Source organism: Glycomyces albidus (assembly GCF_009451885.1).
Classification (GTDB): Bacteria; Actinomycetota; Actinomycetes; order Mycobacteriales; family Micromonosporaceae; genus Glycomyces; species Glycomyces albidus.
The window spans coordinates 33,108-48,313 of the sequence record NZ_WIAO01000028.1 but is presented as its reverse complement, the minus strand read 5'-3'; the positions used below and the strand labels follow the sequence as shown (position 1 = coordinate 48,313).

15 protein-coding genes and 1 pseudogene are annotated in these 15,206 nt (G+C 72.4%); 5 read left to right on the top strand and 11 right to left on the bottom strand.

What is annotated here, in order from left to right; all coding sequences use genetic code 11:
• Positions 1 to 98: 98 nt before the first annotated feature.
• Complete coding sequence (locus GFD30_RS19650; protein ID WP_153026880.1) at positions 99 to 1,238, top strand: glycoside hydrolase family 53 protein; 1,140 nt, start codon at positions 99 to 101, stop codon at positions 1,236 to 1,238.
• Between the two features lie 191 nt (positions 1,239 to 1,429).
• Here the strand turns inward: GFD30_RS19650 and leuE are convergent, their stop codons facing one another.
• The 8 genes from leuE to GFD30_RS19610 form a co-directional block, all read right to left on the bottom strand.
• Positions 1,430 to 2,080 (bottom strand): leucine efflux protein LeuE, encoded by a 651-nt coding sequence (gene leuE, locus GFD30_RS19645; RefSeq protein WP_322633431.1) that lies wholly within the window; start codon positions 2,078 to 2,080, stop codon positions 1,430 to 1,432.
• A 209-nt stretch (positions 2,081 to 2,289) separates the two neighbouring features.
• A complete protein-coding gene (locus GFD30_RS19640; protein WP_153026879.1) occupies positions 2,290 to 2,844 on the bottom strand; it encodes a dihydrofolate reductase family protein in 555 nt (184 codons plus the stop codon).
• 95 nt (positions 2,845 to 2,939) lie between these two features.
• A complete protein-coding gene (locus GFD30_RS19635; protein WP_153026878.1) occupies positions 2,940 to 3,386 on the bottom strand; it encodes a group II truncated hemoglobin in 447 nt (148 codons plus the stop codon).
• A gap of 224 nt (positions 3,387 to 3,610) precedes the next feature.
• A complete protein-coding gene (locus tag GFD30_RS19630) occupies positions 3,611 to 4,669 on the bottom strand; it encodes an AI-2E family transporter (RefSeq protein WP_153026877.1) in 1,059 nt (352 codons plus the stop codon).
• Positions 4,670 to 4,964: 295 nt separating this feature from the next.
• On the bottom strand, positions 4,965 to 7,190 hold the full coding sequence (locus GFD30_RS19625; protein WP_153026876.1) for an MMPL family transporter: 2,226 nt from the start codon (positions 7,188 to 7,190) through the stop codon (positions 4,965 to 4,967).
• Positions 7,191 to 7,351: 161 nt separating this feature from the next.
• Positions 7,352 to 7,624, bottom strand: coding sequence for a hypothetical protein (locus GFD30_RS19620; RefSeq protein ID WP_153026875.1), 273 nt, complete (start codon positions 7,622 to 7,624; stop codon positions 7,352 to 7,354).
• Between the two features lie 10 nt (positions 7,625 to 7,634).
• Complete coding sequence (locus GFD30_RS19615) at positions 7,635 to 7,946, bottom strand: ArsR/SmtB family transcription factor (RefSeq protein ID WP_153026874.1); 312 nt, start codon at positions 7,944 to 7,946, stop codon at positions 7,635 to 7,637.
• 197 nt (positions 7,947 to 8,143) lie between these two features.
• Positions 8,144 to 8,578 (bottom strand): DoxX family protein, encoded by a 435-nt coding sequence (locus GFD30_RS19610; protein ID WP_153026873.1) that lies wholly within the window; start codon positions 8,576 to 8,578, stop codon positions 8,144 to 8,146.
• A 126-nt stretch (positions 8,579 to 8,704) separates the two neighbouring features.
• Here GFD30_RS19610 and GFD30_RS19605 point away from each other — a divergent pair, with 126 nt between their 5' ends.
• Entirely contained in the window at positions 8,705 to 9,787 is a 1,083-nt protein-coding gene (locus GFD30_RS19605; RefSeq protein ID WP_153026872.1) for a winged helix DNA-binding domain-containing protein, read from the top strand.
• A 16-nt stretch (positions 9,788 to 9,803) separates the two neighbouring features.
• Here GFD30_RS19605 and GFD30_RS19600 read toward each other — a convergent pair whose 3' ends face one another.
• The gene (locus GFD30_RS19600) at positions 9,804 to 10,343 is read right to left on the bottom strand and encodes a DinB family protein (RefSeq protein ID WP_153026871.1); all 540 of its coding nucleotides are present in this window, start codon (positions 10,341 to 10,343) and stop codon (positions 9,804 to 9,806) included.
• Between the two features lie 336 nt (positions 10,344 to 10,679).
• Between GFD30_RS19600 and GFD30_RS19595 the strand changes: the two are divergent.
• The 3 genes and pseudogenes from GFD30_RS19595 to GFD30_RS28065 all read left to right on the top strand — a co-directional run.
• A pseudogene (locus GFD30_RS19595) lies at positions 10,680 to 11,639 on the top strand (non-reducing end alpha-L-arabinofuranosidase family hydrolase); the annotation flags it as partial.
• Positions 11,640 to 11,714: 75 nt separating this feature from the next.
• A complete protein-coding gene (locus GFD30_RS28305) occupies positions 11,715 to 11,993 on the top strand; it encodes a cellulose binding domain-containing protein (RefSeq protein WP_407649105.1) in 279 nt (92 codons plus the stop codon).
• 146 nt (positions 11,994 to 12,139) lie between these two features.
• Positions 12,140 to 13,330, top strand: a complete 1,191-nt coding sequence (locus tag GFD30_RS28065; protein WP_153026869.1) for a sensor histidine kinase — start codon at positions 12,140 to 12,142, stop codon at positions 13,328 to 13,330.
• Positions 13,331 to 13,360: 30 nt separating this feature from the next.
• Here GFD30_RS28065 and GFD30_RS19585 read toward each other — a convergent pair whose 3' ends face one another.
• A complete protein-coding gene (locus tag GFD30_RS19585) occupies positions 13,361 to 14,194 on the bottom strand; it encodes an MBL fold metallo-hydrolase (protein WP_153026868.1) in 834 nt (277 codons plus the stop codon).
• On the bottom strand, positions 14,184 to 15,128 hold the full coding sequence (locus tag GFD30_RS19580; RefSeq protein WP_153026867.1) for an MBL fold metallo-hydrolase: 945 nt from the start codon (positions 15,126 to 15,128) through the stop codon (positions 14,184 to 14,186). The genes GFD30_RS19585 and GFD30_RS19580 overlap by 11 nt, the downstream gene beginning before the upstream one ends.
• Positions 15,129 to 15,206 lie beyond the last annotated feature (78 nt).

Here is a 15,206-nt window from a genome sequence, read left to right as displayed (position 1 = left end):
GCCCGCCCCGCCCCCGGTGGGTCCGGTCCCCCGGCCGCGCGCCGAGGGGCCGGACCCCGAATCCCCCGAATCCCTCACGACAGAAAGCGACCGTCCACATGAAACGTAGAACCGCCATCGGGGCCGCCGGGCTCGGCGCCCTCGGCGTCGCCGCCGCATCGGCCACGCCGGCCCTCGCCGAAGCGCTCGGCGACAAGGGCGGGCCCCGGCCCGACACGTTCGTCCGCGGCGCGGACATCTCCGGCCTGATCAAGAACGAGGACTACGGCGCGGTCTACCGCAAGGCCAACGGCCGCACCGGCGACGCGGTGAAGATCCTCGCCTCCAGCGGCGTCGACCTCGTCCGGGCGAAGGTCTGGGTCGACCCCGCCGACGGCTACAACACCGCGACCCAGGTGGTCGAACTCGGCACGCGCGCCAAACGCGCCGGCATGGACCTCATGGTCGACTTCCACTACTCGGACGCCTGGGCCGACCCGGGCAAGCAGTTCAAGCCCGCGGCCTGGGCGGAACTGCCCTTCGAGGACCTCGTGAGCGCGGTGTACGACCACACCGCGGACGTGCTCGGGGCGCTCGCGGACGCCGGCGTCGAGCCCGCGCTCGTCCAGGTCGGCAACGAGACCAACGGCGGCCTCCTGTGGCCCGACGGCCGCTGGGACCAGCTCGAGCAGATGGCCCGGCTGCTGACCGCCGGGTGCGACGCCGTGCACGACACCGCCCCCGGCGCGAAGGCGATGCTGCACCTCGCCGAGGGCGGCGACAACGGGGCGTTCCGGTGGTTCTTCGACAACGCCGTCGCGAACGGCGTGCCGTTCGACGCCATCGGCGCCTCGTACTACCCGTACTGGCACGGGCCGCTGTCGGGCCTCGAGGCCAACCTGAACGACCTCGCGGTCCGGTACGGGAAGCCGATCTACGTGGTCGAGACCGCGTACCCGTTCACGACCGGGGACTCGGACGGGTTCGCGAACATCATCACCGACCCCGAGCCCGTCGCCGGGTACCCGGCGAGCCCGGAGAACCAGTCGTACTGGCTCGAGGCCGTGGCCGAGGTCGTCAGGAACGTCCCGGACGGGCTCGGCAGGGGCGTGATCTGGTGGGAGGCCACCTGGACCGGCGTCGAAGGCGCCGGCTGGGACCCGGCCGACCCCGCGAGCGGGAACGGCTGGGAGAACCAGGCGCTGTTCGACTTCGACGGCAAGGCGCTGCCTGGGTTGCGGACCTTGGGCAAGCTGTAAGGACCTCGAACCCCCGCCCGGCCCTCGGCCGGGCGCTCTCCAAGGGCGGCCGCGCCGTCCGACCGACCGCTCCAGTGGGGTCAAGCACCGGAGCCGGCAGGCCGGGCGGCGCGGTTCACTGCGTCCCGGGGGCGTGTGTCCGAGTACCCGCTGGGCGGCGTCGCGGCGCCGGTCGCGGCACACGGTCGCGGTCAGCCCGCGGCGAGTTTCGCGGCGAAGCCGATCATGACCGCGCCCACGAGGCCGTTGCCGGCGGCGGCGAGTCGCCGGCGCCTGCGGAACGTCTGGGCGAGCCCGTCTCCGGCGAGGATCAGCGTGGTCAGGTAGGTCATGGAGATGGCCTGGATGATCACGAAGAGGACGCCGTAGCTGAGGACCGGGTAGGCGTAGTTCGGGTCGACGAACTGCACGAAGAACGAGACGAAGAACAGGATCGCCTTGGGGTTGAGCAGGCTCGCGATGAGCGCGCGGGTGAAGGGCCGCTCGTTCGCGGCGATCGCGGGGGCCGGGGCGTCCTCGACGGCGTCGCCGCGGCGGGCGGCGCGCCAGGACCTGATCCCGCCGCGGATGAGGCCGAACGCGAGGTAGGCGAGGTACACGACGCCGGCCCAGCGGACCAGGTTGTAGATGAGCGGGGAGGTGGCGAACACCGACGCGAGGCCGGCGGCGGTGGCGATCATGATGACCGAGTCGCCGCAGAAGACCGCGCCGGCGGCTTTGAAGCCGTCGCGGCGGCCGCGCCGCGAGGCCACGGAGAGCACGTACAGCGAGTTGGGTCCCGGCAGCAGGATGACGAGGACCGAGGCGACGACGTAGGTCCACAGGTCGACGGTGCCGAACACGGGCGCTTCCTCTCAGCACGGGGACGGGGGTGCGAGCCGCGCTCACGCGGCCAAACGGTCCCAGCGTACGGCTCGAACGGCGGCGCGGGCAATGCCGTTCCGAACCGCAGGACCCGCGGGGGTCCGCCGACCGCGGATCAGGGACCCGGCGGCCCCGGGTGGGGGCCGCGGCGGATCCGTCCGGTCGGCCGCCGAAGCGGGGCGCCGGGTCAGCGCTTCGGTTCGTAGCGCGTCACCACGGCGCCGCAGGCGAGGTCGAACCGCGAGGTGGGGACGAGGTCGATGTGGGCGGCCAGGCCCGCGAAGGGGGTGGGCCCGCGGCCGGCCAGCCGGGGGTGGATGACGAACTCGTACTCGTCGATGAGGTCGAGTTCGGCGAGCGCGAGCGGGAGGGTCACGCCGCCGGTGTAGAGGCTCCCGTACTCGTTCTTGAGAGCGCGGACGGCCGCGGCGAGGTCGCCTTCCACGAGCTGCGCGTTCCAGTCGACGCTCTCGAGGGTGCTGGAGACGACGTACTTCGGCTTGGCGTCGATGGTCCGGGCGAACGGGACCATCCACGGCTCCATCCACTCCGGCGGCTCACCGGACTCGGGGAGCCGCCAGGCCTCCTCCATCATCCCGTAGATCACGCGCCCGAAGAGGAGTGCCTCCGCACGCCCGATGGTCTCGGTCGCGTGCCGGTGCAGGGATTCGTCGGGAGTGACGGCCTCGTGGTCGCAGCAGCCGTCCAGAGTGGTGTTGATCGAGTATCGAAGCAGGCCCATGGGCCGAGCTTAGCGGTGCCCGGCATGCCGTGGCGGCATCTGCCCGCGACGCCGGCCGGCGGCTCGGGCAGGCGTCCCCGGCTGGAGACCGGCCGCTAGGGCCAGCGCGGGACCTCTTGGCAGGGGTGGAGGTCGGTGTCGCCTTCGGCGTGGGAGTTGACCTGGGCGACCTCGGTGCCGAACTCGAGGTAGTCGTGGACGGACCGCAGGAGCGCCTCGTCGCCGGTGAGGGCCTGCTCGCGTGCGGCGGTGTCGAAGAGCTCGACGAACCGGGCGCGCTGCTCGTCGGTGATGGCCAGGCCGCGGTGGGCCGCGAGGAGGGTGGCGAAGCCGCCGAGTTCCTCGGTGTACCGGGCGGGGCCGCCGAAGACCTCGGCGAGGAACGCGGTGAGGTGGTCGACGTGGTGGGGAGCGCCCTCGCCGAAGAGCGGCTGGAGGAGCGGGTCTTTGAGGACGGAGGAGTAGAACGCGTCGACGGTGCGGCGCAGATTCGCCTCGCCGCCGAGCTGCTCGTAGTGGGTCGCGGTGCGGGGTTCGGCCATCATGCTTCCTCAGGGGTGGTCGGAGTCGTTGGCGTCCAAGGGCTTCGGTTCGACGATAGCCGGTCCGGACCGGTGGCGGCGGTCGCGCCGGGTGCTTCGGCGGGGCGCGCGGGCCCGGGCTTGCGCGGGGCTCTTATGCTGGGAGCGAAGACGGGGCCGGTGGCGCGTGCGGGTATGCGCCACCGGCCCCGCCCCGTGTCGGGAATCCGGAGTGGATCCGGGTGTCAGGAGTTGTCGAGGCGCGGGAGGACGAGTTCCTTGCCGATGAGGCGGATCGCCGCGTAGATCGGGACCGACAGGACGATGCCGACGACGCCGAAGAGGGTGCCGCCGACCAGGACCGCGACGATCGCGGCCAGGTTGGAGACCTTGACGGCGCTGCGCATGACCGTCGGGTAGATGACCCAGTTCTCGAGCTGCTGGTAGGCCAGGAAGAAGATCGCGGAGGCGACGGCGGTCATCGGCGAGATGGCGAGTGCCACCAGGGTGACGACGACGGCGCCGATGGTGGCGCCGATCTGCGGGATCAGGTCGAGCAGGGCCACCAGGAGCGCGAGGAGCGCGCCGTAGGGGATGCCGGCGATCGCCATGAAGATCCACGAGGAGATCCCGGCGAAGAGTCCGATCGCGAGCGCGCCGATGAGGTAGGCGCCGACCTGCTTGAGGATGCCGTCGAGGATGCGGCCGGTCTGCTCGCGCTTGGAGGCGGCGACCAGGCGCAGCGAGCCCTGGCGGAGCTGGGTGTAGGACGCGAGGATGAAGATCGTCAGCAGGATCGTGGTGATGGTCCAGACGAGCCCGTTGGCGGCGGAGGCCGCGCCGCCCGCGACGCCGCCGAGGGCCTTGGTGACGTTGCCGGCGGTGAGGACGTCCTGGGCGCGTTCGAGCAGGCCCGATTCGCCGCCGAACTGCTTGGCGAGGTCGCTGGCCATGACGGTCTCGTAGTACCCGGGGACGTTGTCGACGAACTGCGCGGTCTCGCGGACGAGCGCGGGAATGATCGCGGCGATGCCGCCGCAGAACACCAGGACCAGCCCGAGGAAGAGGATGGTCATGGCGAGCCAGCGCGGCATGCCGCGGTTGGTCATGGTGCTGATGATCCGCTCGAGGCCGACCGCGAGGAACGCCGCCACGACCAGCGCCGTGATGACCGTGCTGAGCTCCTGGAGCGACCAGACCACGCCGTACGCGACGGCGAGGCCGAGGCCGAAGAGGAGCCCCGCGGCGATGGGCGGGCTCTGGGCGAGAGTTCTGCGCAGGGGCAGTCCGGGTTTGTCAGCCATGGGCAATGTCTAGCAGATTCCACGCAGTGGCGTCACTCTCGGTGCGCCGGCGTGCGAGTCGGATCCTTCGGCGGCGCACCGGCCCGGTGCTTGGGACGCGGTCGGGTCGGATGCGGTCCGCGCGAGGGGGCAGCCCCGGCCCGCGGCCGGGGGCTGCCCCTGTGGTTCCGTTGCGTCAGAAGCAGAACCGGCGGGTGTTCTGGAACGAGGCCGCCGTGCTCGCGGACGAGGGGGTGCCGGCCGTCCCCGTGGTCGGCGCCGGCCCGAGACCGGCGGGGTACCGGCGGATCGCAGGTCATCCCCCGGTATGACCGGGGCGTCCCCACGCGCGGGCGCCCATGAGCGCCAGCGCCGCCGGGAGGAGCACGCCTCGGACGAGGGTGGCGTCGATGAGGATCGCCAGCGCCATCCCCAGGCCGAGCATCTTGTACTCGATCGCCGAGAGCGTCACGAACACCGAGAACACGCCGGTCATGATGAGCGCCGCGCTGGAGACGACCCCGGCGCTGGCGGCGGTGCCGCCGACGATCGCGTCGCGGTTCGCCGCCCCGGCGCGGCGGCGCTCTTGGACGCGGCTGAGCACGAAGATGTGGTAGTCCATGCTCAGTCCGAAGAGGATCACGAACATGAACAGGGGGATCCAGGAGACGACGCCGCCGTAGGAGGTGAAGCCGAGGAGCCCTTCGAGGTGCCCGTCCTGGAAGACCCAGATGAGGACCCCGCAGGCGGCGCCGATCGACAGGAGGTTGAGGGCGATCGAGGCGAGCGGGATCGTCCAGGACCGGAAGGCGGCGGCGAGCAGGGCGAACGCGAGCAGGAGGATGAGCGCGACCGTGTAGGGGGTGCGGGCCTGGAGCTGCCGCGTGAAGTCGTGCGGGAGGGCGGTCTTGCCGGTGACGGCGGTGTCGGCGGTTCCGAAGGCGGCCGGGAGGGCCGTCTCCCGCAGGTGGGCGAGGGCGTCGTCGGCTTCGGGGCCGGTGACCGCGCCGGCGAGGGGGACGCGGACGACGGCGGCGCCGTCGAGTTCGGTGACGGTGATCGGCTCCAGCAGGCGCCCTTCGGAAGCGGCCGCGGCGGCGTGGAGGCGGTCGAGCGCGGCGTCGAGTTCGGGGCCGTCGAGGCCGGTGACGGCGACGCGGGCGGCGGTGGCGGACCCGGGGAAGTGCCGCTGCATCTCGGTGGCGGCGTCGACGGCCGCGGAGGTGCCGGGCGGGAGGCTGGCGGTGACGGCGGCGTCCTGGAGGCGGAGCCCGAGCATCGGGACGGCGGCGAGGAGCAGTGCGACCGCGGCGAGGCCGCCGGTGGCGAGCGGACGGCGGACGGCGGCCGCGGCGACGCGGCCCCAGAAGCGGGAGGGTCCGGGGTCGATGCGGCGCTTGCCGATCCACGGGAGGCGGGCGGCGTCGACCCGGTGGCGCAGGGTCGCGAGGAGCGCGGGGAGGACGGTCACCGAGCCGAGGACGGCGAGTCCGACGACGAGGACCGTGCCGAGCGCGAGTCCCTTCAGGACGTCGATGCCGGTGACGAGGAGTCCGGTCATGCAGGCCATGACGGTGAGGCCGGAGGCGGCGATGACGTGACCGGAGGTGGCGGCCGTGGCGCGGAGGGCGTCGCGGGAGCCGCGCCCGGCCGACCGCTCCTCTCTGAAGCGGCGCAGGTAGAACAGCGAGTAGTCGATGCCGACGGCCATGCCGATGAGGAGCACGATGGCCGAGGCGGCGCTGTTGAACGGGACCCAGTGGCCGAGGAGCCCGAGGAGGCCGAAGGCGCCGGCGACGCTGGTGGCAGCCAGGAGCAGCGGGATCCCGGCGGCGACGAGTGAGCCGAAGACGGCGAGGAGGACGAGGACCGTCAGCGGCAGCGAGGTGGTCTCGGCGCGTTTCATGTCGTCCTTGATGCCGTCGTCGACCGCGCCCGAGAGTGTCGCGTCGCCGGCTTGGAGGACGTCGGTGCCGGGGTGCTCGGCGCGGACGCCGGCGACGGCGTCGAGGGCGGCGTCGGCGTTGGCCTCGTAGGCCGCGTCCGGGCCGCGGATCGCGAACGTGACGAGGGCGGCCGAGCCGTCCTCGGCGATCCAGCGGTCGCCGTCCTCGCTCAGCGGCGAGCCGATGTCCTCGACGGCGTCGGGGAGGGCGGCCAGCGCGGCGACGAGGTCGCCGACGGCGTCGCGGGCCGCCGGGTCGTCGGCGTAGTCGCCGTCGGCGGGTCTGATGAGGACGTTCTCGCGGACGGCGTAGCCGCCGCGGGCGTCGATGACGGCTTCGGCGGTGCCGGCTTCGCCGGGGTCGCGGGCGTCGGCGCCGTCGCCGAGCGGGAGGGCGCCGGAGAGGACGGCGAGGGCGATGAGGGCGAGCCAGCCGCCGATGGCGAGGGTCCGGTGGCGCGCGGACCAGTCGGCGACGGCGGCCACGGCGCCGCGCCGGGCCTTGGGACGATGCGGGGCGCGGGGGCCTGCGGTGATGTCGGACAGCACGGTCTGCTTTCCTGTTCTCGTGGGGGCGGTCCTTGGGATCTCGCGCATGCGAGGAGGGTCCGTCTCCCTGGGTGAGTGCCGCCGGGTTGCCGCTCGGCGGTCAGTGCCGGGCCCGGCCGCCGAGTTGCCGCTCGGCGGCCGGGCCGCTGTTCGATGAAGGCGCCGTTCACGGGCGCCGCGGAAAAGGCGCCGCTGCGGGCGCCGGTCGCCTACTCGACGACCTTGAGGGTCTGCTCGATCGAGGCGCTGCTGGACTCGAGGCGGGCCAGGCGCTCGTCGAGCGCCTGGAGCCGGTCGTGGAGCCTCGCCTGCTGCTCGTCGGCGCGTTCGGCGAGCTTGAGATACCGGTCGTCCTGCTCGTGCTGCATGCGGGTGCGCTTGAGGAACGCGTTCCGCCAGATCAGCGACAGGACGACGGTGATGAGCAGGACGAACATCCCGATCGAGCCGATGATCTCCTGCCAGTCGTAGGCGCTGTCCATTCCGGTCCTTTCACTGCGAGAGGGTCGCCGAGGCGCGCTTGACGGCCTCGGGGGTGAGGTGGACCGAGAAGGGGACCACCTCGTAGTAGTTCATGGCCTTGCCGTCCTCGGAGACCTCCAGGGAGGAGGTCACGAGTCCGGCCGATTCGAGCTTCTTCAGGTGGACCTGGAGGAGCGCTCGGCTGATGCCGAGTTCTCGTGCGAGTCGGCTGACGTAGTTGCGGCCGCCCGAGAGGGCGGCCACGACCCGCATGCGGTGCGGGCTGGCGAGAGTCGCCAGGATCTCGACCAGGTCGTCCCCGTCAGGGGCGCCTGCTTCCATACGGCCTCCAAACACGTGCAAGTGAATGTTAGCAGGTGCCAGATTCTGTTTGCATCGGACGAGGCGGGCACGGTCGAGGGCCGGTGGCGAGGCCACCGGCCCTCGTGTCGTGTCGGGCGGGTTGAGCAGTGGAGTTCCAGCAGGGCGGCCGGGCAAGGCCGCCGGCCAGGGGCCGCAGGGCAGTGCGGCCGGGCGGTTCAGGCGGTCTTCTTGAGGCCGTCGGAGAAGAGGCGCCGGGTCTCGTAGCGGCGGCCCCACGCGATGACCGCGAAGAGCACCAGCAGGATCAGCGGCGTGTAGACCGGGAAGTCCAGGATGGTGGCGTTGAAGATCGCGGCGCCGATCATCAGCAGCCCAAGGCAGGTCGCGGCCAGACCGGACAGGCGCGGGATCAGCAGGCCCACACCGCCGGCGAGCTCGCAGGCGCCGATGAAGTACATGAACCAGTCGCCCCAGCCGATGAGGTCGAACCCGGCGGCGGCCGACTCGTGGCCGACCAGCTTCGGGGCGGCGGACGCGATGATCATGAACGCGGCGAGCAGGGCCTGCAGGACCCAGAGGGCGACGTGCGGTCCGCGCCCGGGGCGCTCGGCGTCGACGGTCTTCTCAGTGGTGATGTCGTTGGTGCTCATGGGGTTTCGTTCCTTCCGGGAGTATCGGGCTCTCGTGTATGAAGACGACGGGTCCGCCGCGGATTCATCGCCGGCGCGAAGGTTCTTTTCGGCGCGGGTGTCGGTGCGCGCGGCTACCGTGAAGGCATGATCGACAGCCGCCGCGTGGTCCGGTACCGCACGCACGTCCAGCAGCTCGACCGCGAGCGGGGCTCACTCGCCGACACGGCGGTCCTCGACCTCGGCGTGCAGGAGACCGGCCCTGACGGGGCGATGTGGGCGCTCGCGATCCGCGGCGCCGAGCCGGACGAGGCGGACCTGGTGTGGCTGTGGACGCTTCGCGGCGCGCCGCACGCGTACCGGCGCTCCGACGCCGCCGCCGTCGCGGCCGCGGTGGCCCCGTGGTCGGACGCCGACGCGGCCAAGCGGATCTTCGACGCCTCCAAGCCGCTCAAGGCGGCGGGGATCCCGATCCTGGAGGCGCTCGACACCGTCGCCGCGGAGATGCGGTCGACGGTGACGGCGCCGATGGCCAAGGGCGAGGTGTCCACCCGGCTCCACGAGGCGCTGCCGGAGGCGTACCAGCGGTTCTGCCGCTCCTGCAACGCGGTGCACCTGTACGAGATGCCGTTCCGGCTCTCGGCGGTCCGCGCCGGGCTGGAGCTGGAGCCGCACACCTCGCCGCCGGTCCTCAAGCGCATCAAGGGGTTCAAGGCGGTGTCCGCGTTCCCCGAGCGGCTCGACCCGGTCCGCGCGTACCTGCACCTGTGCGGGCCGGCCACGGTCAAGGAGGCCGCCGAGTACCTCGACTCCCCCGTCAAGGAGGTCAAGGCGCACTGGCCCCATGACGCCGTCGAGATCGACGTCGCCGGCGAGCGCCGCTGGATCCTCGCCGGGGACGAGGCGGCACTGCGCGAGGCCGACGCCGCGCCCGTCCGGCTCCTCGGCCCCTACGACCTGCTGCTCCAGTCGCGGGACCGGGGGCTCCTCGTCGACGACCCCGCGAAGGCGAAGGCGCTGTGGCCGGTCCTGGGCCGCCCCGGCGCCGTGCTCGCGGACGGCCGGATCGCGGGGCTGTGGCGGCCCCGCAAGTCCGGCAGGAAGTTCACCGTCAACGTCGAGCCGTGGGGCAGGCTGACCGCGGCCGAGCGCAAGGCCGTCGAGGCGGAGGCCGAGCGGCTGGCCGGGTTCCGGGGCGTCGCGCTCACCGCCGTGGACGTCGCCGGCTGAGGCCGGCCGGGCGCGGCTACTCCCCCGTCTGCCCGTCGATCGATTCGCGGATGAGGTCGGCGTGGCCGTTGTGGCGCGCGTACTCCTCGATCATGTGGACGAGGATCCACCGCAGCGACGGGGTACGGCCGTCCGCCCAGGCGCGGGCGGCGGGGCGGTCGAGGCCGCCGTCCGCGAGGGCCTCGGCGGTGAGGGCGCGGGCGCGCTCGACCTCGCGCTCCCAGAGGCCGACCAGCGCCTCCGCGGAGTCGTCGGCGGCCGAGTGCCACTCCCAGTCGCGGTCGGCCTTCCAGTCCACCGAGTCCCACGGCTCACCGAGCGGGCGGTCGAACAGGCTGCCGGAGAACCAGCTCACCTCGACGAGGGCGAGGTGCTTGAGCATCCCGCCGAGGGTCATCGCGGAGGCGCCCACGGTCTTCTGGAGGCCGCCGGCGTCGAGGCCGCGGACCTTCCAGGCGAGGGTGGCGCGGTGGAAGTCGAGGAAGCCGAGCAGCGTCGCCGTCTCGTCGCCGTCGACCGGGGGCTCCGGGCGGCCCTGCGCATCGATGATCGTCATGAACGGACTGTATCGGTCCGTGCCGGCGGACCCGGCCGCACGGCCGCGCCCGAAACTTCCGGCGCCGGCCACAGCGGTGCGAGCTATTTACATGCCTCGATGTTTATCGGTAACCTGGTCCTGCGGTGCGGGCCATACCGGAAATCCCTGAAACTTTCGGACCCGGGCCGCGAATGCGATGTACCGCAACGAGAGAGGCGAACCATGGCAATTCCGATCCGATCACGGCTCAAGGCGGTGCGCGTCGCGCTGCTGGCGGCCGCCCTCGCCGCCACGATGGCGGCCGCCGCCCTCAGCGCCAGTGCCCAATCGGCGGACTCGACCGACCCGGTGCAGGCCGAGGCGCTGCCGACCAGCTTCGCGTGGAGCTCGAGCGGCATCCTCGCGGGTCCGAAACCCGATGCGGCCCACCCGAACATCGCCGGGCTGAAGGACCCGTCGGTGGTCTTCCACAACGGCAGATGGCACGTCTTCGCGAGCATCGCCAGCTCGGCCGGGTACAACCTGGTGTACTTCAACTTCACGGACTGGTCGCAGGCGGCGAGCGCGACCCACCACTACCTCGACCGGTCCGCGATCGGCACCGGCTACCGGGCCGCGCCGCAGGTGTTCTACTACGAGCCGCAGGGCCTGTGGTACCTGGTCTACCAGACGGGGAACGCCTCATACTCGACGAACCGCGACATCGCCGATCCGAACGGGTGGACGGCGCCGAAGCACTTCTACTCGGGCATGCCGCAGATCATCGAGGACAACATCGGCTCGGGCTACTGGGTCGACATGTGGGTCACCTGCGACGACGTCAACTGCCACCTGTTCTCCTCCGACGACAACGGGCACCTGTACCGGTCGCAGACCTCGGTCGCGAACTTCCCCAGCGGCATGAGCGAACCGGTCATCGCCATGCAGGAGTCGAACAAGTACGACCTGTGGGAGGCCGCGAACGTCTACAAGATCCAAGGCGAGAACCGGTACCTGCTCCTGGTCGAGGCGTTCGGCGACGGCGGCCGGCGCTACTTCCGGTCCTGGACGGCGCCCAGCATCGCCGGCCCCTATACGCCGCTGGCCGCCGACCTCGGCAACCCGTTCGCCGCGCAGTCCAATGTGACCTTCCCCGGCGGGCAGTGGACCCGGGACATCAGCCACGGCGAGATGATCCGCAGCGGCGTGAACCAGAAGCTGGAGATCAGCTCCTGCAATATGCGCTACCTCTACCAGGGGGTGGATCCGAACGCCGGCGGCGACTACAACAACCTCCCCTGGCGGCTCGGGCTGCTGACGCAGACCAACCAGAGCCCCGGCTGCGGGGGCGGCGAGGAGACCACCCCGCCTGAGACCACGCCGCCGCCGACCGGCGCGTGCAGCGCGACCGTGTCGGTCGTCGGGAGCTGGAGCGGCGGCTGGCAGGGGAAGGTCACGGTGACCGCCGGGCAGGCCGCGATCGGCTCGTGGAAGGTGACGTGGACCTGGCCGGGATCGCAGACGATCGGCTCGGCGTGGAACGCCTCCTGGTCGCAGACGGGAGCGGCGGTGACGGCGTCCGATGTGGGCTGGAACGGCACGGTCGCGGCCGGCCAGTCCCGTGAGGCGTTCGGCTTCATAGCGAACGGCGCCACCGCGACTCCGCAGGCGACCTGCACGACCGCCTGAGACGCGGCGCCCGCCCCCGTCCCGGGGCGGGCGCCGCCGATGGCCCTGCGGCCGTGTCGCGAAGGGAGCGCGGCCGGTCGGGACCCCGCCGACCGGCCCGGGCCACTGCACGACCCGCGGTTGCGCACAAGTGGTTGAATCTCGGGGTGACCCCCGAACCGGCCCCCGCGCGCGACCTCCGACGCCTGCGCCTCTACACGTTCTTCACCGTGATCGGCTCCGGGCCGCTCGCCCTCTTCGTCGCCGCCATGTTCCTGGCCGGCAGCCGCGAAGCGGTGCTGCCCCTGACCGCCGGCGCGGTCACCGCCTCGGTCGTGCTGTGCACCGCGGGACTCGCACTCCACTGGCACGGGCAGGGCCCCTGGCGGCGCCGCCTCCTGTGGTTCGCCTCGCTCGCCGTCCTCCTGGGCGGCGCCGCCGCCGAAGCCGCGGCGGGCCCGGTCAGCGCGGCGTGGGCGGCCCCCGCCGGCCTGCTCGTCGCCGAGGCGGCCCTGCTGTGGTCGCGGCCCGGCCGGCGGACGCTGGCGCTCCTCGCCGGCACCGGCGCAGCGGTCGCATCGGCGGCGCTGGCCGCACGGCTGGGGTACATGGAGCCGGGCATCGTGTTCATGACGGCGGTCCTCGTGCCCTCGATGGCAGCGGGCATCGTGTGCCAGCTGTGGCACTACCGGGTCGCGCAGGAGCTCGAACAGGCCCGGGGGCTCGCGGCGGACCTCGCGGTCGCCGAGGAGCGGCTGCGCTTCGCGGGCGAGCTGCACGACATCCAGGGCGGCCACCTCCAGGCGATCATGCTCAAGGCCCAGGTGGCGCGCCGGTACCGGGAGAGCGACCCCGACCTGGCGGCCGAGGAGATCCGGGCGGTCGAGGAGCTCGCACGGGAGGCGCTGCGCGACATGCGCGCCGTCGTCGGCGGCTACCGCAAGACCGCGCTCGCCGACGAGATCGGCTCGGCCGCGAGGATCCTCAAGTCGGCCGGGGTCGAGGCGAGCGTGCCCGACGCCGCGCCGAGCCTGGACGAGGACACCGAGCGGCTCCTGGGGCTGCTCGTGCGCGAGGCGACCACGAACCTGATCCGCCACGCCGAGCCGACCTCCGCGAACGTCTCCATCGTGGAAGTCGACGCGGAGGTCACCGTGACGGTGGTGAACGACGGCGCCGCCGAGCCCGCCGAGGGCGGCAACGGCCTGTCGATGCTCGCCCAGCGGTTCGGCGAGGCCGGCGGCCGCGTCGAGCACGCCCTCGACGGCGACCGGTGGACCATCAAGGGGACCCTGCCGAAGCCGGCGCCCCGCCCGCACCGGCAGCCCCGCACCCGCACCAGGCGGGCCCGGCGCTGACCGGCGGCCGGCGGGGCACCGGTGCGGCCGTCAGGCCCCGAACGTGTAGGACTCGAGGTGGTCCAGGAGGATCCACTCCGACTCCGGGCTCGCCTCGGCGACCAGCTCACCCAGCTTCGCCGCGCCGAACAGGTCGACGGCCGGCTCCTCCAGCGGCGCCTCGTAGTCGTCCCAGTGGGTCGGCACGATGTACGGCGGATGGCCGGTGGCCGCGAGCATCCGCTCCACGTAGTTCGGGTAGTTCGGGTTCGGGCCCTGCATGAACAGCACCGTCGGCCGCACGCCCTCGACCTCGCGCTCGTGGAAGGACGGCAGGCCGTTGAAGAACAGCGAGGTCTCCCCGAACGTCACCAGGTAGGCGAGGCTGCCGCCTTCGACGAGGTCGCGGATGACCTCGGGCCGCTCGGGGACCGGACCCGGCCGGGTGCCGGGGAACAGGAGCGTCTTGTGCTTGCCCGAGACGCCGTGCGAGGAGCGGAAGACCTCGACGGTGTAGCCGTCGAACTGGTACAGCTCGCCGCCGGCGACCTGCGAGAGCTGCTCGTCCGGGGTGTCCATGGCGCGCAGCAGGTTCAGGTGGGTCTCGGTGCCCAGCACCGTGGCGCCGGTGCGCTGGGCGACGAGCGGGACGTCCGCGATGTGGTCGAAGTGGGCGTGCGTGACCAGGATCGTGTCGGCGGCGCCGATGTACGTCTCCACGGCGGCTTCGTCGACCGTGATCGGCGTGTCCGGGTCGAACTCCCCGGGGACGGTGGCGCCGGTGTACGTGCGCGAGACGTACGGGTCGACCAGGACCGTCGCCCCGGCGCCGGTGATCTCCCAGGCGTTGGTGCCCAGCCAGCGGACGGTGACCTCAGAACTCATGGCTCTCCAGGTGGTCGATGAGCAGGAACTCGGTGTCGGGGCTCGCGGCCGCCACGCGGTCGCGCAGGGCCTCCCAGTCGCCGCCCTTGACGGCCGGCTCGGTCAGCGGCCGGTCGAAGTCGTCCCAGTGCGAGGCGACCACGTACGGCGGGAAGCCGGTGGCCTCGAGGGCGCGCTCGACGAACCGGGGCGTGTGGCCGCCGCCGGGCTGGAGGAACAGCACCGTCGGGCGGATGCCCGCGATCTCGTGCTCGTGGAAGCTCGCCGACCCCATGTTGAAGAACGAGACGCCGCCGAAGTCGATCAGGTAGGTGAGGCTGCCGCCCTCGACGAGGTCCTTGATCTTCTTGGGGCGCTGGGGGACCTCGCCGGGGAGGGTGCCGCCGAAGGTGATCCGCTTGTGCTCGCCGCTGGCCGAGTGGGAGGAGCGGAAGACCTCGACGGTGTAGCCGTCGAACTGGTACAGCTCGCCGCCGGCGACCTGCGAGAGCTGGCCTTCGGGGGCGCCCATGGCGCGCATGAGGTTCAGGTGGGTCTCGGTGCCCAGTACCGTGGCGCCGGTGCGCCCGGCGAGGTAGGGCACGTCGGCGATGTGGTCCCAGTGCCCGTGCGTGACGAGGATGGTGTCGGCCTTCGGCAGGTGCTCGTCGATGACGTCCTCGTGGACCTCGATGCGGGTCTCGGGGTCGGCGCCCCCGTCGGTGTAGGCGCCGGTCGGGAAGCGGCTCACCCACGGGTCGATGAGGACCGTCGCGGTCTCGGTGGTGAACTCCCAGGCGTTCGTGCCGAGCCAGCGCAGCGTCACGCCGGCGGTGTCGTTCTGGGCCGCGGCCACGCCGCCCCCGGCGGCCGCGGCCGCGACGGCGGCGACGCCGGTGCCTTTCAGGAGGTTCCGGCGGCGGAGCGCCGGGGTCCGGTCTCGTTGCTCGTTCATGGCGAACAGTCAAGCCCGAGGCGTCCGCGCTGTCCAATATCAACGCGCTCATCGCCTCATACGCGCATTGATATCGTG

Coding starts and splice junctions, on each gene's coding strand:
- GFD30_RS19620 (WP_153026875.1), bottom strand. CDS start 7,624: ATGGACAGCGCCTACGACTGGCAGGAGATCATCGGCTCGATCGGGATG.
- GFD30_RS19600 (WP_153026871.1), bottom strand. CDS start 10,343: ATGACGATCATCGATGCGCAGGGCCGCCCGGAGCCCCCGGTCGACGGC.
- GFD30_RS19640 (WP_153026879.1), bottom strand. CDS start 2,844: ATGGGCCTGCTTCGATACTCGATCAACACCACTCTGGACGGCTGCTGC.
- GFD30_RS19635 (WP_153026878.1), bottom strand. CDS start 3,386: ATGGCCGAACCCCGCACCGCGACCCACTACGAGCAGCTCGGCGGCGAG.
- GFD30_RS19610 (WP_153026873.1), bottom strand. CDS start 8,578: ATGAGCACCAACGACATCACCACTGAGAAGACCGTCGACGCCGAGCGC.
- GFD30_RS19615 (WP_153026874.1), bottom strand. CDS start 7,946: ATGGAAGCAGGCGCCCCTGACGGGGACGACCTGGTCGAGATCCTGGCG.
- GFD30_RS19585 (WP_153026868.1), bottom strand. CDS start 14,194: ATGAGTTCTGAGGTCACCGTCCGCTGGCTGGGCACCAACGCCTGGGAG.
- GFD30_RS19580 (WP_153026867.1), bottom strand. CDS start 15,128: ATGAACGAGCAACGAGACCGGACCCCGGCGCTCCGCCGCCGGAACCTC.
- GFD30_RS19605 (WP_153026872.1), top strand. CDS start 8,705: ATGATCGACAGCCGCCGCGTGGTCCGGTACCGCACGCACGTCCAGCAG.
- GFD30_RS19630 (WP_153026877.1), bottom strand. CDS start 4,669: ATGGCTGACAAACCCGGACTGCCCCTGCGCAGAACTCTCGCCCAGAGC.
- GFD30_RS19625 (WP_153026876.1), bottom strand. CDS start 7,190: ATGCGCGAGATCCCAAGGACCGCCCCCACGAGAACAGGAAAGCAGACC.
- GFD30_RS19650 (WP_153026880.1), top strand. CDS start 99: ATGAAACGTAGAACCGCCATCGGGGCCGCCGGGCTCGGCGCCCTCGGC.